Genomic DNA, 21,338 nt, shown 5'->3' with positions numbered 1-21,338 from the left:
GGATGAAATTCACCCTCTCCTGGCTCAAGGACCATCTCGACACGGAGGCCGACGTCGCCACCGTGGCCGAGGCCATGACCATGGCCGGTCTGGAGGTTGAGGACGTCCATAACCCGATCGCGGCGCTGGCGCCCTTCACCGTGGCGCGGATCGTCTCGGCCGAACAGCATCCCAACGCCGACCGGCTGCGGGTCTGCCAGGTCGATACCGTCGATGGACCGAAAGAGATCGTGTGCGGCGCGCCCAATGCGCGGGCGGGGCTGACCACCATCTATGCGCCGATCGGCGCCTTCGTCCCCGGTCTGGGCGTGACCCTGGTCGAAAAGCCGGTGCGCGGCGTGGTCTCCCACGGCATGCTGTGTTCCGCCTCCGAGCTGGAACTGTCCGACGAGGCCGACGGCATCCTCGAACTGGCCGACGACCTGGCCGTGGGAACCCCGGCGGCGGGCGTGTTCGGGGCCGAGCCGGTGATCGATTTCGAGGTGACCCCGAACCGGCCCGACTGGCTGGGCGTGGCGGGCATCGCGCGCGACCTGGCGGCGGCCGGCGTCGGCCAGTTGAAGACGCCGTCGATTGCGCCGGTTCCCGGAGCCTTCCCCTCGCCCATGACGGTGCGGATCGAGGCGCCGGAGATGTGCCCGGTGTTCGCCGGGCGGCTGATCCGGGGCGTAAAGAACGGCCCCTCGCCCGAGTGGCTGCAACGGCGGCTGGCGGCCATTGGCCTGCGTTCGATCAGCCGGCTGGTGGATGTCACCAACCTGCTGGCCTACGACCGCTGCCGGCCCGCGCATGTCTATGATGCGGCCAAGCTGGTGGGTGGCGAGCTCGTGGTGCGCGGCGGCCAGATCGCCTCCGACACCGGCGAGCACGAGCACCTGATCGCGCTGGACGGCAAGACCTATACGGTCGATCCGGCCATGTGCGTCATCGCCGACGCGGCCGGCGAACGGCCCATCGGCCTCGGCGGCGTCATGGGCGGCGAGTCCACCGGCTGTTCGGACGCGACCACGGACGTCTTCGTCGAATGCGCCTGGTTCGATCCGCTGGTCACGGCCCAGACCGGCCGGACCCTGTCACTGAACTCCGACGCCCAGTACCGGTTCGCCCGGGGCGTTGATCCCGCCTCCGTCGTGCCCGGCGTCGAGCTGGCCACCCGGATGATCCTCGACCTGTGCGGCGGCGAGCCGTCGGAGATGGTGGTGGCGGGTCAGGCGCCCGCTGATCCCGTCGCCTTCGCGTTCGAACCGGCGCGCGTGGCCTCCCTGACAGGACTGGCGCTCGACGACGACCGGATCGCAGAAATCCTGACCCGGCTCGGCTTCGAGGTCGCGCGTGGAACGCCGTGGACCGTGACCCCGCCGTCGTGGCGCCGCGACGTCGAAGGCCCGGCCGATCTGGTCGAGGAGGTCGCACGGATCGAGGGCTATGGCGCCCTGCCCTCTACCCCTCTGCCGGACCTCGGCGCGCCGTCGAAGGGCGTCCTGAACCCGCGTCAGGCGCGGGTGCGGCTGGCCCGACGGGCGCTGGCGGCCATGGGCTATGCCGAGGCGGTCACCTGGTCCTTCACCAAACAGTCGACGGCGGCCCTGTTCGGCGGCGGCGATGACTCTCTGAGGGTCGAGAACCCCATCGCCGCCGATCTGGACTGTATGCGGCCCTCGGCCCTGCCCAATCTGATCCAGGCGGCGGCGCGCAACGCCGCGCGCGGCCGCGCCGACGCCGCCCTGTTCGAGATCGGCCCCATCTATCTGGACGACAGCCCGACCGGCCAGCGCACCGTCATCGCCGGCTTGGTGGCGCCGCGGGCCGCGCGCCACTGGGGCGGCGGAGCCGAGGACGCCCTGTTCGGCCTCAAGGGTGACCTGATGGCTCTGCTGGAAGCTCTGGGCGCGCCCGTGGCCTCGCTGCAGCTGGCCCAGGGCCAGAACCGCGACTGGTGGCACCCGGGCCGTTCGGGGCGGCTGCAACTGGGTCCGAAGACCATCATGGCCGAGTTCGGCGCTGTGCATCCGCGCGTGCTCAAGGCGCTGGACGCCGACGCACCAATGCTGGCCTTCGAGATCGTGCTGGACGCCGTGCCCGAGCCGCGCGGCGCCAGGTCCAAGACGCGGGGTCCGGCCCATCTGGCCAACCTCATGCCCCTGACCCGCGACTTCGCCTTCGTGGTCGAGGACGGCAAGGCCGTGGGCGATCTGGTCCGGGCCGTCGCCGGCGCCGACAAGGCTTTGATCGCCGGGGTGTCGGTGTTCGACGTCTATCGCGGCGCGGGCGTACCCGAGGGCATGAAGTCGGTGGCGCTTGAGGTTGCGATCCAGCCCGTCGAGGCCACCCTGACCGAGGCCGAGATCGAGGCCCTGTCGGCCAGGGTCGTGGCGGCGGCGGGCAAGCTGGGCGCGGTGCTGCGGGGCTAGCATTCCTCCCCCGGCGCTGCGCTGGGGGGAGGAATGGCAACCTCCCGTTAACCTCATCGCCGCAAGGCTGACTCAAAGAGCGGTGACGGTGCCAGCAAGCGCCCGCGCGAGTCGGGCGAGCCGCCCCCGCCCCGGAGCCAGAACCATGCATCGCCGCCAACTGATCCTGTCGGGCCTCGCCGCCACCGCCGGCGTCTCGGGCCTGTCCGCCTGCGCCACCACCGGACAGCAGCCGACGGACCCCAACTATCCGATCGCCTCGGACGGGCAGGCGCCGGCCTATACCGCCGATGAACTGGTCGCCGCCGGCTCGCGCGAGCTGGGCATCGCGGCCGAGGCCCTGGGCGGAGCCATCGAGCGCATCTTCGCCGAACAGGGCGACCGTCCGACGGCCTATATCGCCGGCGAGGAGGCGTCCGGAGCCATGGCTGTCGGCGCCCGCTACGGCCGCGGCGCCCTGCACATGAAGGACCTCTCGGCCTCGCAGGAGGTGTACTGGCAGGGCATTTCGATCGGTTGGGACATCGGCGGCAATGCCAGCCGGGTCTTCACCCTGGTGTACGGCCTCTACCATCCCGACATGATCTATCGCCGCTATCCCGGCGTTGAGGGCACGGCCTACCTGGTCGGCGGTCTGGGCGTGAACTATCAGCGCGCCGACGGCATCGTCCTGGCCCCGATCCGCACCGGCGTCGGCCTGCGTCTGGGCGCCAATGTCGGCACGATGGCCTACAGCCGCCAGCGGAACCTGCTGCCGTTTTAGTAGGGCGCTAACGCTCGCGACGCGGTCGCTCGCTGCTTGAGCGCGGTCCGCGCGTTGTCGCGGATGTCGTGGTTGTCGTCATCGGAATGTCGACGATATCACCGCCGAATTGTCTTGGGTCGATGTCGACTATGTCGCGTCGTCGCGGACCATCGCTTCCAGCCCGTCTCGCCACGTCGGATAGCGCGGCCGCCAACCCAGCTCGGCTTTCGCGCGGGCGTTCGAAAGCCGTTTGGAGTCGAGGTAGAAGCGCCGCATGGCGTCGGACACCGACGGGTCGTCGAGGTCCACCTCCGGCGGCAGCGGCAGGCCGAGGCGGCGCGCGGCGCCCTCCATGACCACATCCGCAGGGGCGGGCTCGTCGTCGCACAGGATGTAGGCGGCGCCGGGCCGGGGGCGGACCATGGAGGCGAACAGGCCCGATACGACGTCGTCGACGTGAACCCGGTTGAACAGCTGCCCCGGTTTGCGCACCAGCCGCGCCGTGCCGTCGCGCAGACGGTCCAGCGGCGACCGGCCGCGGCCGTAGAGCGCCGGCAGGCGGAAAAGCTGCACCGTCAGCCCCATGCCCCGTCCGGCGTCCAGCCAGTCGCGTTCGGCCCGCACGCGGCGGGCGCCTTCAAGGCTGGCGGCGTTCAGTTCGCTGTCCTCAAACGCCCAGCCGCCGGCGCGGTCGCCATAGACGGCGGTCGAGGAGACATAGCCGATCCAGTCAGGCCAGGCGTCCGCGGCCGCCAACGCCGGTGACAGGGCCTTCAGCCCCGGACAGCCGTCCGCCACGGGCGGGGCGCAGACCAAGATAGCCGAGGCCCCGGCGACCGCGCCGGCCAGCGCCGCCGGGTCGTTCGGATCAATCGCGGCCAGCCCTTCCGCCCCCAGCCCCGCCCGCCGGTCCGCATCATGGCTGGTCAGGACGGCGCGGCCGCCGCGGCTGACGGCCTCTCGCCCCGCGGCCTGGCCGAGCCAGCCGCCGCCGAAGACCAGCAGCGAGGGAGCGACAGCGGCCTCGGACATGGCTCAGGCCGAGCGCGCCTGTATCGGGGCGGGCGGCGGCGTGACGACGATCGACGGCGCCTTCACCGCCTCGGCCCGTTTGCCGTTCCAGGTCGAGACGCACGGCACCTTGGACAGGTCGGCGCGGTCGGCGTAGCGGCGGGCGATCTCAGTCACGTCCTGCATCAGCCCCTCAGCCAGGGTGATGGGCTTGAGCCCCAGTTCGCGGAACTGGTCGTTGGCGACGACAAGCTCGTTCTCGTCGGCCTCCTGACGCGGGTTGGGCACATTGTGCACCTCGGCCCCGGTCATGGCGGCGATCATGGCGGCCAGGTCGCGCACCCGGCGGCTTTCGGTCATCTGGTTGAGAATCTTGACCCGGTCGCCGACCTTGGGCGGATTGGCCAGCGCCAGTTCGACGCAGCGCACCGTGTCCTGGATGTGGATGAACGCCCGGGTCTGGCCGCCGGTGCCGTGCACGGTCAGCGGATAGCCCACCGCCGCCTGCATCAGGAACCGGTTCAGCACGGTGCCGTAGTCGCCGTCATAGTCGAAGCGGTTGATCAGCCGTTCGTCCTGGCGGGTCTCCTCGGTCTGGGCGCCCCAGACGATGCCCTGATGCAGGTCGGTGATCCGGACCCCGTCGTTCTTGGCGTAGAACTGGAACAGCAGGGCGTCCTGGGTCTTGGTCATGTGGTAGATCGACCCCGGGTTCGGCGGGAACAGGATCTCCTGCTCGGTCGGGCCGAAATCGGTGTCGACGGTGACCTTCAGATAACCCTCGGGGATACGCAGGCCGGCGGTGGTGTAGCCATAGACGCCCATGGTGCCGAGGTGGGCCAGATGCACGTCGCGCCCGCTCTCGACGATGGCGGCCAGCAGATGGTTGGTGGCGTTGATGTTGTTGTCGACGGTGTACAGCTTGTGCCGCGCCGACTTCATCGAATAGGGGGCTGCCCGCTGTTCGGCGAAATGGACGACGCTGTCGGGCTTCCAGTCCTTGATCAGGGCCACCAGACGGTCGAATTCCTTGCCGACGGTCATGTTGACGAAGTCGATGCTCCGACCGCTGATTTCCTTCCAGGCGGCGATGCGCTCGCCCATGGTCCGGATCGGGGTCAGGGACTGGACTTCCAGCTCGTTGTCGATGTTGCGGCGGCTCAGATTGTCGACGACGCAGACATCCCAGCCCCGCGCCGACAGATGCAGCACTGTCGGCCAGCCGCAGAAACCGTCGCCGCCCAGAACCAGAACCCGCATCCGCTACTCCTCGTCGTTTCCTGCACCCTGACTAGCGGAACGCGCCAATCGGTCAAAGCGTCAGTATCCGGCCCCGGATCGTTCCAGCGCCGCCCTCAGCGGGGTCGCGCCCGCCACTCTTCCCGGCTCTGGCCCCAACGGTCGACGTTGACCTCGTGGAACGGAGGCGGCATCCGGGTCGGCCCCTGATTGTACGAGCCGATCCGCTCGGCCAGCCGTCGCGATGGCGTATTCCCGGGGTCGATGCAGTGGATCACCTCAGTCCAGCCCAGCACGTCGAAGGCGTAGTCGATGGTCGCCGGCGCCGCCTCGACGCCAAAGCCCTTGCCCTGGGCGTCCGGATGGAGGCCCCAGCCGACTTCGGTGCCCGGCCAGCCGTGCGGGGTCCACGGACCGATCCGGCCCAGCCACAGGCCGGTGTCACGCTCGACCACCGAGAACATGGAAACGCCGGTCAGGCTCCAGGCCCCGGCCATGGACATAAAGCTACGCCAGGTGACGGCCGCCGGCTGGACGCCGCCGAGGAATTTCGCCGTCTCGGGATCGGCCATCATCTCGGACCAGCGCGGGAAGTCCTCGATCACGGGGGGGCGCAGGGTCAGGCGTTCGGTTTCCAGCACCGGTCCGGTCAAAGGCGATACTCCCTTTCGAGTTCATAGCGGCTGCCGTCATGGGTCAGGACGCTGGAATACAGGCCGAACCGGTCGATCCGGATCGGCGGCGAGTGCAGCAGATTGTGTTCCGCGATCCAGGCCCCGATGCGGGCCGGATCGGTCTGCGGCTTGAGATAGGCCAGGGTCAGATGGGGGCGGTAGTCGCGGCGCTCGATGTTGATGGCGGCGCGCTCGGCCGCGCTGCGCGTGCGCCCGGCCAAAACCGCCAGCCGTTCGTTCGGCTCGAGCCCGGCCCAGACGGCATGGGTGCGATGGCCGTCGCCGAAGGCGCCGACGCCGGCCAAGGCGATCTCGAACGGTCCGCCCGTCGCCGCCCGCTCCAGTTCGAGGGACAGGTCATCAGCCCGGCGCTCGTCGACTTCGCCATAGAAGGTCAGGGTGATGTGCAACTGATCCGACGTGCGCCATTTCGCGCCCGGCAGGCCGGTCTGGCGGCGGGCGAGCGCCTCCGCCACGTCGTCGGGAACAGACAGGGCGGTGAACAAACGGATCATGCGACCCTTGGTAGCGGCTGGAAACGCATGGCCCAAGTCCGGTTTTGCTTGCGGAAGGGCGGGACGCGCCCGATATTTACACAAAGGTCGGGATCGCCCGGCCCCAAGGAGGACGGATCTCGCCATGAGCGATTTCAGAAACAGCCATTCGATCCCCGCCACCGCCGACATGTCGACGGACGCGGGCCTGCGCAGCTTCATGCTGGGCGTCTATAACAAGGTGGCCCTTGGCCTGCTGGTCTCGGCCGCCTTGGCCTATGTCACCGGCTCGGTGCCTGCGGTGCGTGACTTGCTCTTCTCGACCGCGGTCTTCCCGGACGGGGTGACCCGTCTGACCGGTTACACCCTGCTGGGCATGATCGTGGCCTTCTCGCCGCTGGTCGTGCTGCTGGGTTCGAATTTCGTGATGAAGAACCCGACGTCCGGTGGCGCGAGCGCACTGTACTGGCTGATCGTGGCCCTGATCGGCGCGTCGATGGGCACGGTGGTGCTGCTCTATACCGAAACTTCGGTGGTGCAGACCTTTCTGATCACGGCCGCGGCCTTCGGCGGCCTGAGCCTGTTCGGCTATACGACCAAGAAGGATCTGACCGGCATCGGCAGCTTCCTGATCATGGGCGTGATCGGCCTGATCATCGCCTCGGTGGTCAACATGTTCCTGCAGAGCAGCATGATGCAGATGATCATCAGCATCGCCGGTGTGCTGATCTTCGCCGGCCTGACGGCCTATGACACCCAGCGGCTGAAGATGACCTACTACGCCCTGGGCGGGAACCAGACGGCGATGAGCGTGGCCACCAGCTACGGCGCGCTGAGCCTGTACATCAACTTCATCAATATGTTCCAGTTCCTGTTGGCCCTGTTCGGCGGGCGTCGCTGATCATCTTGAGGCGCTAACGCTCGCCGCGCGGCGGCTCACTGCTTGAGCGCGGACGTACCCGGCCTCGAGCGCCCGAGGGGCGGCAGGGCAAACAAGATGAGGGCCCGGAGCAATCCGGGCCTTTTTCTATTCCACGATCGTGAATCTGCGGCTGTCGAAGAGGCGCAGCACCTGGGCCAGTTCGCGGCCCCGGCGCAGCACCAGGCCGCCCTCGCCGATGACGGCCCACTGGCCCTGCCGCAGGCGCAGGGCCGGGCGCTTCTCGATGCGGTACAGGGGGGTGTCGCCCGAGCGGCGGAAGACGGCGAACTCGGCGACGTCCTTGTGGCCGACCATGGCGTAGTCGCGCCACTCGGCCGCCGCGACCATCCGACCATAAACTCGCAGGATCAGGTCGAGTTCGCGCCGGTCGAAGAAGACCGGGCCGGGAACGGACTGCAAATCAGCGGCGTCGCTCATCTTGAGAAGGTTACGCCGCCATCCTGAAAACGCCAGTGGCCTGCGGGCATTCACAGACGTCGAGTGGGCGAACACTGTGTCTGGAACGCTGCAACGCGAACAATTCGCCGCGAACATGAAATCGCCTCGCTTCCGCCCAGCGTCCGCCCCCTTGGGGGGCGACACCAGACCCATCGGCCCGTTGGAGTTCGGAGCGTTTCCGGATCCTGAACAGCCCCCCCAGCCCCTCCTGGATCACTCCACCAAGGGCTCCAGCGGGCCGATGCTTCCTCCAAAGCAGAGACGCCCGCTCCGCCACCCTCCCCCCCGGCAGAGCGGGCGTTTTGCTGTCCGGCGTCTGGCCGCAGGTGAGGGTCGGGCTGAAGCGTCAGGGCAGGACGATCTCGACCGTCTCACCGCCCCGTGTGACCGAGAGGGTGCGGCCGGCATCGCCGTCCAACGCCGCAGCGAGGGAGCCGAGGTCCGAGACCGGGGCGCCGTCAACCGAGCGGATCAAATCGCCGGCCTGCAGAGCGGCCGCCGCCGCCGCCGAGCCGCCCTCGACCGAAAAAACCTGCAGACCGTCCGCGACGGCCCGCATGGCGGCGCCTCGCGCCATGACCGCCTCCGGGCCGACGCTGACCAGACGCTCTGACGGAGACTCAACGGTCAGTGTGGTGCGGCCCTCACGACCTTCGCGCAGATAGACGACCTCGACCTGGGCGCCGGGCGCGGCGATGCCGATCGTGGCCGCCACCGTGCCCGCATTCGAGACGGGCCGGTTCTGGATACGGGTGACGATGTCGCCTCGACGCAGGCCCGCGGCCTCGGCCGACGAGCCCGGGGCGACGTCCTCGATCACCGCGCCGCGCACGATGCCGAGGCCGAGGTCGCGCGAGCGCTGGGCGTTGAGGGAGCCGAGGATAGCGCCTGTGACGCCGCGCCGGACCTCGCCGTTCTCGCGCAGCTGGGCGACCACATACATCAGGATACGGCTGGGCACGGCGAAGGCGATGCCGTCGTTGCCGCCGCCGCCGCCGGACAGGATGGAGGTGTTGATCCCGATCAGACGGCCGCGGCTGTCCAGCAGCGGACCGCCGGAGTTGCCGGAATTCACCGCCGCGTCGGTCTGGATATAGTCCTCGATCCGGTCGCCCATGCCCGAGCGGCCCATGCCCGAGATCACGCCCATGGTCAGGGTCTGGTCCAGACCCAGCGGATAGCCGACTGCGAACGCCAGATCGCCGGTGCGCAGGGAATCGGAATTGACCACCTCAATCTGCGACAGGCCGGTCGCCTCGATCTTCAGCACGGCGAGGTCCGTGGCCTTGTCGGTTCCAATCAGCACGGCGTCGAAGATGCGGCCGTCGGTCATGTCGACGGTGAATTTTCGCCCGCCCTCGACGACGTGGTTGTTGGTGACGACGATGCCTTCACGGGCATCGATGATGGCGCCCGAGCCGCTGGAGATCGTGCGGGGTTCATTATCGCCGGAACTGGGGCCCTCCGACTGACCGAGGGTGGTGACCTGGACGACGGCGGGCAGGGCCCGCTCCAGGCCGGTGGCGAAGGTGAAAACGCCGCGCTGGGCGTCGAACGGCACGGGCGATTGCTGCGCGACGGCAGGCGTGGCCGCCAGCAGGGGGACCGCGACGACAAGCGCCAGCACGGAGAGGCCGCCGGCCCGGATGATGGAACGCATCGCCTATCCCCTGTTGTTACCCTGACCCTAGCGCGAGAAACGCGCCGTGACGACAGCCCCCGGACCGGCGTCATCAATCGTCATGGCCGCGCCGTGCCGCTTGAGGATGGCCCGGACGAACGCCAGCCCCATGCCGTGGCTTTCCCGACCCTCTTCGGCCGCCCGCGCGACCGCGCGCGCGGGGTTGTCCAGCAGCTCCGGATCGAACCCGGGCCCCTGATCCGCGACCGAAAGGACGGGCTTGCCGTCATCCAGCCGGACAGTGAGCGTCACGACCCCGCCTTCAGGCGAAAACTTCACCGCATTGTCCACCAGATTGGTCACCGCCCGCTGCAGGAGGGACCGCACCCCGAGCACCGAAACCGGAGCAGCTTCGACCCGGATCACGACCTCGCGCTCTTCGGCCAGCGGCTGGTAGAGTTCGGCTGCAGACGCCGCCAGCCGATCCAGCCGCACCGTTTCGAACACCCAGGCCTCGCCGTCGCGCAGGGCCATCGCCTCGTTCATCGCCCGGGTCAGCCGGGTCAGATCGGCGCGGGCTTCGTCGGCCAGGGCGCGCGCCTCAGGCGTCGTCGACGCCTCCTTCAGCCGATCCAGCCGGGCCGAGGCCCGCGCCAACGGCGTGCGGAAATCATGCGCCAACTGGTCCGCCGAATCCCTCAGCCAGCTGAGCAACTCCTCCAGCCGATCGAGGGTCAGGTTCACCTGGCCGGTTAGTTCGGTCAGTTCGGGAGCGACCGCAGTCTCTGGCGCCCGGACCGAGAAGTCTCCCACCGACGCGAGATCGAGCGCGCGGCTGACCTCGGCCACGGCGCTGGTCAGACGTCGGCGCGCAAAGGTCGCCGCGGTCAGGCCGAACGCCAGCAACAGCACTCCCGCGGCGGCCACCGCCCCCACGGCCCAGCCCCAGGCCTGTCCCGACCGGTCGACCACCCTTCCGACCGCGAAGTCGAGCGCCCCCACCGATTGGCGCACCACCACCACTTCCACAGCGCGCGAACGGCACAGTACGCCGCGCTCGAGCCGGACCACATAAACGCCGTCACCCAGCCCCGGCGCGCGCTCGCCCCGGATGGTCTCCAGGGCAGCGAGACCCGCAGGCTTGCCCACCGGCGCGCGGATGAACCGCACCCCCGCCCCGCCCTGGCCGGTGCGGCAGGTCTCGGCCAGGCTGCCGGCCTCGCGCGTCGGTCCTGCCTGAAACGCGCTCAGCCAGGCTGACAGATAGGCGGCGTCGGCAGCGGTGAGGTTGGCGGCGGTCAGGCTGGATTCGACGCCGAGCTTGCCGACCATGGAACTGTAGTCGTTCAGCGCCGCCAAGGCCGCCTTCTCGCGCTGGTCCATGCGCACGGCAGCGCTGGTGGCCATCAGCGAGCCCGTCAGGGCCACGGCGGCCATCACCGCGATGCCGGCCGCCAACTGGGTCGTGGTCCGCCGTCCCAGCCAGGCGCGCAGGCGGCGGAAGCGAAACGCCACGGCGGCCTCAGCCCGTCCAGGCGGACAGGTCGCGGAAAATCAGGCTCTGGCTGCGGGCCGAGACGATCAGGGGATGCAGATCCTCGCCCAGCTCGGGCGTCTGTTCCTTCAACCGACGGCGCAGGGCGCTGATCCGGGCGTCAATGATGTTGACGAAATTGTCGGGCAGAAATCGCCATTCGACCCAGCAACGATCCCACAGCATGGTCTTGGTCACGGGCTGACCGCGCGCCGTCATCAGTTCGCAGACGATGGCGAATTCCAGCGGCGACAGGTCGATCAGTCGCGACACGCCGTCGGCGCTGAACTTCAGCGTCCGGGCGCCAAACGCCAGACGGAACGGGCCGTTGATCAGATCGCCCCCGAGCGGGGCTTCTCGCCGGGCGGCACGGCGCAACTGGGCGGCGATGCGGGCCAGCAACTCCTCGTCGCCGACCGGCTTGGCCAGATAGTCGTCGGCGCCGCCCAGCAGGCCCTCGACCTTCTGTCGCTCACCGCCCAGCGCCGTCAGCATAAGGGCCGGCGCATCGGCGCAGGGACCGCCCCCGGCGCGCAGTCGCTTCAGCGTCTCCAGCCCGTCCAGTCCGACGGTCAGGCGATCGAGGATAAGGACGTCAAAGGGAGCGGCAGCCGCGGCGATTGCGGCCTCACCGCTTTCGACCCGGTCCACGGCCTCGAATCCGGCCCGCATCAGCCGTTCGGCGACGTGCTCCGACAAGGCCGGGTCGTCTTCCAGTAAAAGGGCCCGGCGCCCCGCGAAGACCTCGCGCAGCTGGGCGAACGGATCGTCGCCATCGATGCCTGTCGCTGCTCCGCCCATGACCGTCACTCCACCCTCCGCTGACGATACGGCGTTGATACGGAATGACAATGCTCAACGGACCGCGTTCGCGCAAACTAACGGTTGCACGCCTCCAGGGAGCTGATTGTTTCTGATGGCATTCCAGGGGGCCGCGGTCGTGGGCCCTTCGGGACCTGCCGGCCCAAAGCCTGTCCTCGGGCCGACCAAGGGTCGGGCCGGGGGGCGACCTGGTGCTGCGCCCATTCCGGTGCACAAGCAACGAGCCGCCGCGCGGCGAACGGTAGCGCCCTGCGTCCAGAGGCTGTCAGGGACCGAGCATAGCGGGGATAGCTTTTGTAGCATGTGACAGGCGAAGGCGACGAAGGGTAGCCCTTTGACGGTCTCGGGCAGCCGTTCGTAGTCGCGGACGAGACGCCGGAACCGGTTGCCCAGGCAAAGCTTCGCTCGACGACCCATCGTCTGGGCAGGAGGACGAAGCCGCGCTTGGCCTCGGGGAGTTTTACGACCTCCAGCCGGATGCCGCGCCGGCCGCGGCCTCGGCTGCGTTCTGGCCGGTGGTGACGTGGGCGGCGAGCAAATGGCCGAGCGTGTCCACCGCGATATGGATCCTGGAGCCCTTCTTGCGCCTGGCCCCGTCATAGCCGGCGCGGGGGCCGCTCTGAAACGCCCCGCAGCAAGCTGCGCGGCGTTTCTTCACATCGGCTTCGGCCCCTTAAGGGGGGCGGGAGACTGGCCCCTCAGTGAACCATGAAACGGACGACGCCGTTCATCTGATGGCCGTCGGCGCCCATCGCGGCCCAGGCGGCGGAATAGGCTCCGGGCGCCAGGGCGGGCAGGGGCGCGCTGACCGTCGTGGCCGGCGGAGCGTCTACGGAAACAGCCACATCGACGGACTGGTCCGAAGGGCCCGTCAGCTTGAGCGTCTTCAGGGCCATCGCATGCGGAAAGGTCACGGAAAACGCCGTCGGCGCGGCGGCCAGCATAGCGTTGTCCGCCGGGGTTGTGACGACGCCGCTGGCCGGCGCCTGCATGGCGGCGTGATCCTGCGCCGACATGCCCGCGTGCGAATGGCTCTGGGCGTAGGCGAGCGAGACGGGGGCCAGCGCCGCCACGGCGGCGAGGCTGGCGAGGCTGGCGAGGCTGGCGAGGATTGAACGGTTCATTCGGAAACTCCTGATTCTTGCGCGGCTATTGCTTGGGCGGCATGGTCATGCCGTCCATCTTCGACATGTCATGCCCGGCCATCGGATCGGCGGGCGGCGGTGGCGTCGGGGCGGGCGCGGGCGCTGGTCGGGCCGGACGAGGCGCCGAGGCCCGCGGTGTCGAGGGCCGCGGGGTTGTGGCTGGCGCGGGCGCGGCGGCCTGCGGCTGCGGGGTCGGCTCAGGCGGGGCGACTGGCGCGGGCTCCATTGGGGTCGTCGCCAGGGCGTCGGGCGCCGTCTGGGCATCGACCGGCTGAGGCTCTGCGGCCGGCTGGCAGGCGCCCAGGGTGACGGCCGCAGCGGCGGCCAGGATCGAGAATCTCATGTGGCAAGCTCCTGAAAGAAGAGGGCGACCGCCGCGTTGTGTCCGGCGGCGCCTTCATAATGGATTACGCGGGCGTGCACCGCAGCCCTCGCCGCCCGGGTCGATCAACGCGCCGACTCCGGTGCGAGTGCAGGAGCCAGACAACGACGACGGTTCCAGAACGCCTTGAACCCACTATTCCGGAACGGTCTGGACAGCGCTCGTGTCGTTCAGGGCGTCGGACAGCTTTCGCCGGGCACGCGCCACCCGGGTCTCCACCGTCTTGACGGAGACTCCGAGCATGCCGGCCGCTTCCGCCTGACTGCGTCCCTCGATCGCGGTGAGCAGGAGCGGAGCCTTGAGGTGAGGAGGCAAACGGCTCATCGCCTCGTTGAGTCGGGCGAGCCGGTGGCCGGCCTCCATCCGATCATCCGCCCACTCGGCCCCGTCCGGCACGGACATCGCTTCCGGCGACGCAAGATCGACGCCGCCCCGAATGAGCCGCCGGACGAAACGACGACGGCTCCAGTCCCGGCATTTGTTGAGCGCGATGGTCCGGATCCAGGCCTCGAAGGGCCGCGTCGGATCGTAACGGCGGATGTTGATCCAGGCCGCCGCATAGGTGTCCTGCAACAGATCCCATGCGTCCTGCTCGTCGCCGACATAGCGCCGGACGAAACGGAACAGGGCCGACCTGGTCTGCCGCATCAACTCGCTGAAGGCCGCCCGATCACCGCCGGCGGCGCGGGCTGACAGGTCCGCGGGACTCTCCACCCGGAACGCTAGCCTTCGTCGGGCGCGAGGGCCTCGACGATACGCTCGTCGAAAACGTCAGCCTGGGCCGGCGTCAGCACGGACCGCATCTCGAAGACGTGAGCGATGGTCTCCTTCTGCAGGGCGCCCATCGCGACGTGGAAATGGTCCACCGCAGCCTGGACCTGGGGACTGTCGCCATCGCTCTGTTCGATGGCGCGCGCCAGTTCCAGGTTGGCCGCGCGGACGTCGGCTTCGAGCGCGGGACGGCGGGCGGCGAATCGGCCTTCGACCGCCTCGATACGGGTCAGCTGGGCGGGTGAGGGCTTGAGGTCATGGTGGACGATGTCGTGGAGGGACGGCGGTTCGCGCCGGCTCAGCACCCAGCTGGCGCTGATCCAGGTGCCAGCGCCGCTGGCGATCGCCGCCAGCACGGCTGTCAGCACGATCGCCCGCCAGCCGCGCATCACCGGCCGGTTTCCAGGCGCACCAGGGGGGATAGACCCGCATCGACGGTGAAGATGGTCATGTCTCCAGGCGGTCGGGGGGCGGCGACAGCGCCGACGCCGCCCACGGTCAGGCCGGTGACCAGGGCCATGACGACGGCCCCGAGCCGCAGCTGCGAAGCCAGTCTTTCGCCGCGAAGCGTATCGACCCGGCTCCAGACGAGCGGCTCGAGACCGTCCAGCGACCGATCGGCGGACAGGGCCGCCGATCGCATCAGAAGATCATCCAGATTACGCGTCATCGAACACTCTCCTTGGCCCCTAATCCCTAATACGCCGATACGGGCTGAAACCCTCAAACGAGGGGATGGCCTCTCCGGTGCGTAGTTAGCAGAAGGGACGGGATGGGAGAGAACAATGACCATACGCAAATTTCTGCCGGGCCTCGCCCTGGCGCTGGCGCTGTCAGTCAGCGCGCCGGCGTTCGCCCATGAGGCTCACGAGAAGGCCGCCGCAGCTCGCGCCCAGGCCGCCACGCCGACGGCCGCCGTTCCTGAAGAGGGCATGATGGCCATGCCGGGCATGGCCCAGGACATGGACCACGGCGCCATGATGGCGGATGAGGGTCCCAAGCCCATGCCCCAGCGCTTGTATCGCTGGCTCGGGGCCATGCATCCGGCGGCTGTGCATTTCCCCATCGCGCTGTTCCTCGTCGCCGCCCTTCTCGAGATCGCCGCGCTCACACTGCGCCGTCCGGTCCTGACCCAGGGCACGCGCGTCATCATCGCCCTGGCGGCGATCTCCGCGCTTGCCGCCGTAGCACTGGGTTGGTTCGCCATGGGATTACCGGGCAAGGATGACGTCACCCATACCTACCACCGCTGGCTTGGAACCTCGATCGCGGCTCTTGGCCTGCTTTGCTGGTGGGCTAAGGAGCACTGGGTTCGCAAGCCGGAGCGCGGGCGTGAACTGATCTACATTGGCCTGTTGACGCTGACGGCCGCCGCCGTGATCATCAACGGCCTGCTGGGTGGGATGCTGACCCACGGTATGAGGCACCTGATGTTCTGACGGCTCTCGGCAGTTTCCCGAGGCGACATAGTTTTCATCCACTCTCGCCGGACCGGCACGCCAATGCGGCTGCCGCAAACCAGGAGCCTGATCCATCATGCATCGTTCCGCACTTGCCGGATTGGCGCTCGCCGCCGTCGTCATCACGTCGGCCCAGGCCCAAACCCCGGCTCACCCTCACGCTCACAACCCGGCTCCCGCCTCCGGCCACCCGCAAACCGCCGATGAGGCGCGCGTCCGCACCGTCGTGACCGCCTACAAGGACGCCATCACCCGGATGGACGTGTCACAGACCCCGGCTCTGTTCTGGGAGGACTCAGCGATCTTCGAGAACGGCGGAGTCGAGGGGACGTTCGCCTATTATCTTGAGCATCACCTCGGACCCGAGTTCGCTGATCTGGCGGGGTTCGAGTTTCGCAACCACGAGATGACGGTGGAGATCGATGGCGACACCGCCTTCGTGAGCGAGACCTACACCTATCACATCACCTTCAAGGACACGGCGCGCGAACCGATCGAGCGCCGCGGCGTCGCCACCAGCGTCCTGCGCAAGCGGGGCGACGAGTGGAGGTTCGACATCTATCACTCTTCGGCTCGGCCGTTGCGCCGGGCGACCTGAAGACGCGCAACCGGGTTGCTGTGCCCTCAGTCACCAGAGTAACGAGCCAATGACAAATTCGCTTTCGCGCCGCTTTCTTCTGATCCTCGGCGTCAGCGCCTCGGCAGCAGCGGCCTGCGCTCAAACCCCGCGTCCTTCGTCTGACCTGGCCGTCTACAAATCGCCCACGTGCGGCTGCTGTGGCGCTTGGGTGGAGCACATGACAGCCGCCGGGTTTCAGGCGCGGGTAACAGAGGTGGCTGACCCCGGCTCAGTTCGCAGCGCACAAGGCGTTCCAGCGTCTGTAGCCTCCTGCCATACGGCCGTAATCGGGGGTTATGTCCTGGAAGGCCATGTGCCTGCCGAGGATGTGCGCAGGCTGCTCGCGGAGCGTCCCGACGCCCTGGGTCTCGCGGTCCCTGCCATGCCGCTGGGATCTCCCGGCATGGAGATGCCCGACGGCCGGCGCGAGCCGTATCAAACCCTACTAATTCTCAGGGGTGGCGGGACTCGCACCTTCGCACATCACAACTAGTCGAGGCGCAGGTATGAAAGTTCTTAAGCTTTCGACGCAGTTGCACAAATGGATCGCGCTGGTCGTCGGTCTCCAGGTGCTCTTCTGGGTCGGCGGCGGTCTGGTGATGGTGGCCATCCCGATCGAGACGGTCCGCAGCGAGCACCGCGTGGCCGAACAGCTCCCGGTCCCACTGGCGCTCGCCGCCCTGCCGTCGCTTGATGAGATTTCTCGACAAGCGGGCGTGGCGCCGACGCAGGCGGACCTCCACACCACGCCCCGCGGCCCCGCCTGGACATTGAAGCCGGCCAAGGGCGAGCCGGTCATCGTGTCCGCCTTGACCGGTCGATCCTTCGGTCCCCTGTCGGCCGTAGAGGTCTCAGCGTTCGCCAAGCGCGCCTATCAGGGACCGGCCGAAGTGTCCGGCGCCGTCCTGTTGCGCGAAGCGCCCGAGGAGACGGGGCGAACCGGGCCTCTCTGGCGCGTGGATTTCGCGGATCGCGAAAAGACCAGCTTCTACCTGTCGCCGGCGACCGGCGAGGTGGTGACGCGTCGCTCGGGCGTCTGGCGGATCTTCGACTTCTTCTGGCGTCTCCATGTCATGGACTGGAACGACGGCGAGGATTTCAATCACCCCCTGATCATCATCACTACGGCGTTGACGCTGAGCATCGTCGTGTCGGGGTTCATCCTGTTGTGGATACGGATTTCGCGGGACCTAAAAACGGCGCGCGCGTCCAGGAGAGCGAAACGCTGAGTCCGCGTCCATCTCGCCGGCCTGGAGCAATCAGTCGGGCGATTTGCGGGGGCCATGGATGATCAGAACGCTGCCCAAGACCGCCAGATGGAGCGGATAGAGGCGCGCGAGGCGGGCTACGAGGAAGCGCCTGTAGCTGAATGTGCCTGCGGCGACCAATGCGCTGCGGCTCCGTGCGGTTGGACTTTTACGCGAGTTTGTCATCGGGGGGCCAGGGCGTGGACTGGTCTGCGGCAGCGTGTCGCGAGGGCGGGCCGCGCCGCTTGCGTAAAACCCTATAGATCATCGCCTCATGGAGGCGCGATCATGACTTTCAGGAGTATCCCATGAAGCTGGATCGTCGAGTGCTGCTGCGCGGCGCCGTCGCCGGAGGCGGTCTTGCGGCCTTGCAGGGCCTGATGCCTGCCTGGGCCCAGACCGGTTCGCCGGGCCTACGGGCGGATCTGCCGACCCTCACGGGCCCGAACATCGATCTCACGGTCGGCCAGACGCCGTTCACCGTGAACGGGCGCACGGCCACAGCGACGACGATCAACGGCGTTCTCCCGGCCCCGGTGCTTCGCCTCCGCGAAGGGCAAAACGTTCGCTTGGCGGTGACGAACCAGCTCGATGAGGACACCTCGATCCATTGGCACGGAATTCTACTGCCGTTCCAGATGGACGGCGTTCCAGGTATCAGCTTCCCCGGCATCCGCCCACGCGAAACCTTCGTCTACGAATTCTCGGTCCGGCAGTCGGGCACATTCTGGTACCACAGCCACTCCGGTCTCCAGGAGGCGCTCGGCCACTATGGGCCGATCGTCATCGACCCGGCCGGGGCCGATCCGGTCGGCTATGACCGCGAGCATGTGCTGGTCCTGTCGGACTGGAGCTTCATGCACCCTCACGAAATCTTCGAGAAGCTCAAGAAGAGCCCCGGCTATTTCAACCGCCAGCGGACCACCCTCGCCGGCCTGCTGGACGGCAGCGACCGGATGAGCCTGGAAGAGCGTCGCACCTGGGGACAGATGCGCATGGACCCGCGAGATCTGCTCGACGTCAACGGCTCGACCTACACCTATTTGATCAATGGGCACGGGCCGCAGGAGAACTGGACCGGCCTGTTCCGACCGGGCGAGCGGGTGCGGCTGCGCATCATCAACGCGTCCGCCATGTCTATCTTCAACGTCCGGATCCCGGGCCTGCCCATGACGGTGGTCCAGGCCGACGGCGAGAACGTTCGCCCGGTCGAGACCGACGAGTTCCAGATTTCAGCGGCGGAGACTTATGACGTCATCGTTCGGCCGACCGAAGACCGCGCCTACACCATCGTCTCGGAAGCCATCGACCGCTCCGGTATGGGCCGGGCGACCCTGGCGCCGCGCCTGGGCATGACCGCCGAGATCCCGCCGCTGCGCGAGGTTCCCAACCTGACCATGAAGGACATGGGCATGGGGGACATGGGCGGAATGGATCACGGGTCCATGGGAGCCCAACCGGGCGGAGCCATGGCCGGGATGGACCACGGGGCCATGACCGCCGCCGCCGGCGGAGCCATGGCGGGCATGGATCACGGCGCCATGGCCCCACAGGCCCCCGCCGGGACGATGTCTGGCATGGACATGGCCGGGATGAACATGCGCGATGCCGAAAACGCGCCACCCGACATGGCGGTCGGCGTGGGCGTCGACGCCATCGCCATGGCGCCGGCCAATCGCATGGGCGAGCGGCCTATCGGGTTGCAGGACGTGCCACATCGCGTCCTCGTTTACACCGACCTGGTGGCGCTTGAGCCCAACAAGGACCAGCGTCCCCCGTCCCGAACCATGGAAATCCACCTGACCGGGAACATGGAGCGCTTCATGTGGGGCTTCGATGGCCGCAAGTTCAGCGAACTGGTCGAACCGATCCGGTTCGAGCGGGATGAACGGGTACGAGTGACCCTGGTCAATGACTCGATGATGTCGCACCCGATCCATCTGCATGGCCATTTCTTCGAACTGGTCACCGGGGGGCCGGCCGGGCGCCAGCCGCTCAAACACACGGTCAATGTCCCGCCGGGTGGCAAGGTCACCTTCGACCTGACCGCCGACAACCCGGGCGACTGGGCCTTTCACTGTCACCTGTTGCTGCACATGCATGCCGGGATGTTCAACGTCGTCACGGTCCGTCCGATGGAAGGAGCCGCATCGTGAAAACGTCGGTCGCGATCCTTCCCCTGATCCTCGCCGCAGCTTCCGCGGCGGCGGGAACGCCGGCGGTGGCCCAGAGCCACGCCGGACACGCCATGCCCGCGCCCGTTCGACAGGCGCTCCCCGAGGGCTGCGTCGCGCGCGGGTCCCCAACCGCCGATGCCTCCCGGATCGGCACGGCCGGAGCGCCGACCTGCCCCACGGGAGCGGTTCCCGCCCGTCTGCCGGCTCCGGCTCACGACATGTCCACGATGCGCCAGACCCGGCCTGCTCCGGCCCCGGCGTCGCCTCATGCCGGCCATGACATGTCGACCATGGGTCAGACGCCGCCCGCCCCGGTCGCCGCGTCCCCGCATGCCGGCCATGACATGTCCACGATGGGCCAGACGCAGCCTGCTCCGGCCGCCGCGTCCCCTCATGCCGGCCATGACATGTCGACCATGGGTCAGACGCCGCCCGCCCCGGCGATGCCGGCGGGGCACGACATGTCGACGATGGGCCAGACGCAGCCCGTTCCAGCCGCCGCGTCCCCGCATGCCGGCCATGACATGTCGACCATGGGTCAGACGCAGCCTGCTCCGGCGATGCCGGCCGGGCATGACATGTCCACGATGGGCCAAACGCAGCCTGCTCCGGCGATGCCGGCCGGTCACGACATGTCCACAATGGACCAGCCGCAGCTCACTCCGGTCATGCCGGCGGGGCATGACATGTCCACGATGGGGCAGATGCCGGCCGGGCACGACATGTCAGGAATGGCCATGCCGCCCGACGTCCCCACCAGCGCGAACAATCCGGGACGTCCGCCGGAAGCCCCCGCTCCGGCGGGCGCGACAAGCGGGCCGACCCACGCCGCCGACCTGCTGTTCGACCCCGCCGAAATGGCGGCGGCCCGCGCCCAGCTGCGGGTCGAGCATGGGAACGTCCGCACGTCGGCGGTCATCATCGACCGGCTCGAAGCGACCTTCGCCAACGGTGGGGAAGGCTTTGCCTGGGACGCCCAGGGCTGGACCGGCGGCGACATCAACCGCTTCTGGTGGAAGTCGGAAGGGGATGGCGCCTTCGGTGGCGAGATCGAGGAGGCCGAAGTCCAGGCGCTATATAGCCGGGCGTTCCGACCCTTCTTCGATTTCCAGACCGGCCTGCGACAGACCTACCGGCCCGAGGGCGACCGGACCGATCTGGTCGTCGGCGTCCAGGGTCTGGCGCCCTACTGGTTCGAGGTCGACGCAGCGGTCTTTCTGTCCAACAAGGGCGAACTGACGGCCCGGGCTCAAGCTGACTACGATCAGCGGATCACCAATCGCTGGATCATCCAACCCCGGGCCGAAGTGTTGCTGTCGGCCGAGGACATCCCCGAGCTCCGGATCGGGTCCGGCCTGTCCTCGCTCCAGGTCGGGGCCCGGTTGCGGTACGAATTCCGCAAGGAGTTCGCACCCTATGTCGGCGTCGAATGGACCAGGAGCTTCGGAAACACGGCGGATTTTCTGGAGGCTGACGGGCGAAGCTCGGAAGACACCCGGCTGGTCGTCGGCATTCGGGCCTGGTTCTAGCTGTTCAGGCCCGGATTGTGGGGGACTCAGTTTAGCTGAGCGCACACACCGGGAGGGTATTGTGGGACAGGTTCTA

The 21,338-nt window shown here is 68.4% G+C and carries 22 protein-coding genes and 1 pseudogene; 9 read left to right on the top strand and 14 right to left on the bottom strand.

Annotated elements, in window-relative coordinates; genetic code table 11:
- Nucleotides 1-2: 2 nt before the first annotated feature.
- Both pheT and Q8K49_RS05890 read left to right on the top strand, forming a co-directional pair.
- On the top strand, nt 3-2,411 hold the full coding sequence (pheT, locus tag Q8K49_RS05895) for a phenylalanine--tRNA ligase subunit beta (RefSeq protein WP_305304770.1): 2,409 nt from the start codon (nt 3-5) through the stop codon (nt 2,409-2,411).
- Nucleotides 2,412-2,556: 145 nt separating this feature from the next.
- Nucleotides 2,557-3,174, top strand: a complete 618-nt coding sequence (locus Q8K49_RS05890) for a DUF1134 domain-containing protein (RefSeq protein WP_305304768.1) — start codon at nt 2,557-2,559, stop codon at nt 3,172-3,174.
- 129 nt (nt 3,175-3,303) lie between these two features.
- On the opposite strand, the gene Q8K49_RS05885 is transcribed toward Q8K49_RS05890, so the two are convergent.
- The 4 genes from Q8K49_RS05885 to thpR form a co-directional block, all read right to left on the bottom strand.
- Complete coding sequence (locus Q8K49_RS05885; RefSeq protein WP_305304766.1) at nt 3,304-4,188, bottom strand: SDR family NAD(P)-dependent oxidoreductase; 885 nt, start codon at nt 4,186-4,188, stop codon at nt 3,304-3,306.
- A gap of 3 nt (nt 4,189-4,191) precedes the next feature.
- Nucleotides 4,192-5,427, bottom strand: a complete 1,236-nt coding sequence (locus Q8K49_RS05880; protein WP_305304764.1) for an NAD-dependent epimerase/dehydratase family protein — start codon at nt 5,425-5,427, stop codon at nt 4,192-4,194.
- A 95-nt stretch (nt 5,428-5,522) separates the two neighbouring features.
- On the bottom strand, nt 5,523-6,059 hold the full coding sequence (locus tag Q8K49_RS05875) for a GNAT family N-acetyltransferase (RefSeq protein ID WP_305304762.1): 537 nt from the start codon (nt 6,057-6,059) through the stop codon (nt 5,523-5,525).
- Nucleotides 6,056-6,595 (bottom strand): RNA 2',3'-cyclic phosphodiesterase, encoded by a 540-nt coding sequence (gene thpR, locus Q8K49_RS05870; RefSeq protein WP_305304760.1) that lies wholly within the window; start codon nt 6,593-6,595, stop codon nt 6,056-6,058. Before thpR ends, Q8K49_RS05875 begins: the two co-directional genes overlap by 4 nt.
- 124 nt (nt 6,596-6,719) lie before the next feature.
- Here thpR and Q8K49_RS05865 point away from each other — a divergent pair, with 124 nt between their 5' ends.
- Nucleotides 6,720-7,475 (top strand): Bax inhibitor-1/YccA family protein, encoded by a 756-nt coding sequence (locus Q8K49_RS05865; RefSeq protein WP_305304759.1) that lies wholly within the window; start codon nt 6,720-6,722, stop codon nt 7,473-7,475.
- 126 nt (nt 7,476-7,601) lie between these two features.
- Here Q8K49_RS05865 and Q8K49_RS05860 read toward each other — a convergent pair whose 3' ends face one another.
- The 10 genes and pseudogenes from Q8K49_RS05860 to Q8K49_RS05815 all read right to left on the bottom strand — a co-directional run bounded on the left by Q8K49_RS05860 (nt 7,602) and on the right by Q8K49_RS05815 (nt 14,900).
- Nucleotides 7,602-7,934 carry a DUF2794 domain-containing protein gene (locus Q8K49_RS05860; protein WP_305304758.1) on the bottom strand — a complete coding sequence of 111 codons (333 nt, stop codon included), beginning with the start codon at nt 7,932-7,934 and terminating at the stop codon, nt 7,602-7,604.
- Nucleotides 7,935-8,301: 367 nt separating this feature from the next.
- Nucleotides 8,302-9,615 carry a trypsin-like peptidase domain-containing protein gene (locus Q8K49_RS05855; protein WP_305304756.1) on the bottom strand — a complete coding sequence of 438 codons (1,314 nt, stop codon included), beginning with the start codon at nt 9,613-9,615 and terminating at the stop codon, nt 8,302-8,304.
- A 27-nt stretch (nt 9,616-9,642) separates the two neighbouring features.
- Nucleotides 9,643-11,091 carry a HAMP domain-containing sensor histidine kinase gene (locus Q8K49_RS05850; RefSeq protein ID WP_305304755.1) on the bottom strand — a complete coding sequence of 483 codons (1,449 nt, stop codon included), beginning with the start codon at nt 11,089-11,091 and terminating at the stop codon, nt 9,643-9,645.
- Between the two features lie 7 nt (nt 11,092-11,098).
- Nucleotides 11,099-11,911 carry a response regulator transcription factor gene (locus Q8K49_RS05845; RefSeq protein ID WP_305304754.1) on the bottom strand — a complete coding sequence of 271 codons (813 nt, stop codon included), beginning with the start codon at nt 11,909-11,911 and terminating at the stop codon, nt 11,099-11,101.
- Nucleotides 11,912-12,211: 300 nt separating this feature from the next.
- Nucleotides 12,212-12,554 (bottom strand): annotated as a pseudogene (locus Q8K49_RS05840) (transposase); the annotation flags it as partial.
- 76 nt (nt 12,555-12,630) lie between these two features.
- Nucleotides 12,631-13,056: a copper resistance CopC family protein gene (locus Q8K49_RS05835; RefSeq protein WP_305304752.1), complete on the bottom strand. Its 426-nt coding sequence runs from the start codon at nt 13,054-13,056 to the stop codon at nt 12,631-12,633.
- 25 nt (nt 13,057-13,081) lie between these two features.
- Nucleotides 13,082-13,420 carry a hypothetical protein gene (locus Q8K49_RS05830; RefSeq protein WP_305304751.1) on the bottom strand — a complete coding sequence of 113 codons (339 nt, stop codon included), beginning with the start codon at nt 13,418-13,420 and terminating at the stop codon, nt 13,082-13,084.
- 174 nt (nt 13,421-13,594) lie between these two features.
- Complete coding sequence (locus Q8K49_RS05825) at nt 13,595-14,173, bottom strand: RNA polymerase sigma factor (RefSeq protein WP_305304749.1); 579 nt, start codon at nt 14,171-14,173, stop codon at nt 13,595-13,597.
- A gap of 8 nt (nt 14,174-14,181) precedes the next feature.
- Nucleotides 14,182-14,619 (bottom strand): Spy/CpxP family protein refolding chaperone, encoded by a 438-nt coding sequence (locus Q8K49_RS05820; protein WP_370867735.1) that lies wholly within the window; start codon nt 14,617-14,619, stop codon nt 14,182-14,184.
- Nucleotides 14,619-14,900 carry a hypothetical protein gene (locus Q8K49_RS05815; protein ID WP_305304746.1) on the bottom strand — a complete coding sequence of 94 codons (282 nt, stop codon included), beginning with the start codon at nt 14,898-14,900 and terminating at the stop codon, nt 14,619-14,621. The genes Q8K49_RS05820 and Q8K49_RS05815 overlap by 1 nt, the downstream gene beginning before the upstream one ends.
- 115 nt (nt 14,901-15,015) lie before the next feature.
- On the opposite strand from Q8K49_RS05815, the gene Q8K49_RS05810 reads away from it, so the two are divergent.
- The 6 genes from Q8K49_RS05810 (at nt 15,016) to Q8K49_RS05785 (ending at nt 21,262) form a co-directional block, all read left to right on the top strand.
- Complete coding sequence (locus tag Q8K49_RS05810; protein ID WP_305304744.1) at nt 15,016-15,669, top strand: DUF2231 domain-containing protein; 654 nt, start codon at nt 15,016-15,018, stop codon at nt 15,667-15,669.
- A 97-nt stretch (nt 15,670-15,766) separates the two neighbouring features.
- Nucleotides 15,767-16,288, top strand: coding sequence for a nuclear transport factor 2 family protein (locus Q8K49_RS05805; RefSeq protein ID WP_305304743.1), 522 nt, complete (start codon nt 15,767-15,769; stop codon nt 16,286-16,288).
- Between the two features lie 49 nt (nt 16,289-16,337).
- Nucleotides 16,338-16,802, top strand: a complete 465-nt coding sequence (locus Q8K49_RS05800) for a DUF411 domain-containing protein (protein ID WP_305304742.1) — start codon at nt 16,338-16,340, stop codon at nt 16,800-16,802.
- A 13-nt stretch (nt 16,803-16,815) separates the two neighbouring features.
- Nucleotides 16,816-17,538, top strand: a complete 723-nt coding sequence (locus tag Q8K49_RS05795) for a PepSY domain-containing protein (RefSeq protein WP_305304740.1) — start codon at nt 16,816-16,818, stop codon at nt 17,536-17,538.
- 326 nt (nt 17,539-17,864) lie between these two features.
- On the top strand, nt 17,865-19,712 hold the full coding sequence (locus Q8K49_RS05790; protein WP_305304739.1) for a copper resistance system multicopper oxidase: 1,848 nt from the start codon (nt 17,865-17,867) through the stop codon (nt 19,710-19,712).
- The gene (locus Q8K49_RS05785) at nt 19,709-21,262 is read left to right on the top strand and encodes a copper resistance protein B (RefSeq protein ID WP_305304738.1); all 1,554 of its coding nucleotides are present in this window, start codon (nt 19,709-19,711) and stop codon (nt 21,260-21,262) included. Before Q8K49_RS05790 ends, Q8K49_RS05785 begins: the two co-directional genes overlap by 4 nt.
- The last annotated feature ends 76 nt before the right edge of the window (nt 21,263-21,338 follow it).

Source organism: Brevundimonas sp., assembly GCF_030682035.1.
Taxonomy (GTDB): Bacteria; Pseudomonadota; Alphaproteobacteria; order Caulobacterales; family Caulobacteraceae; genus Brevundimonas.
This window is presented reverse-complemented; position numbering and strand designations above follow the sequence as displayed.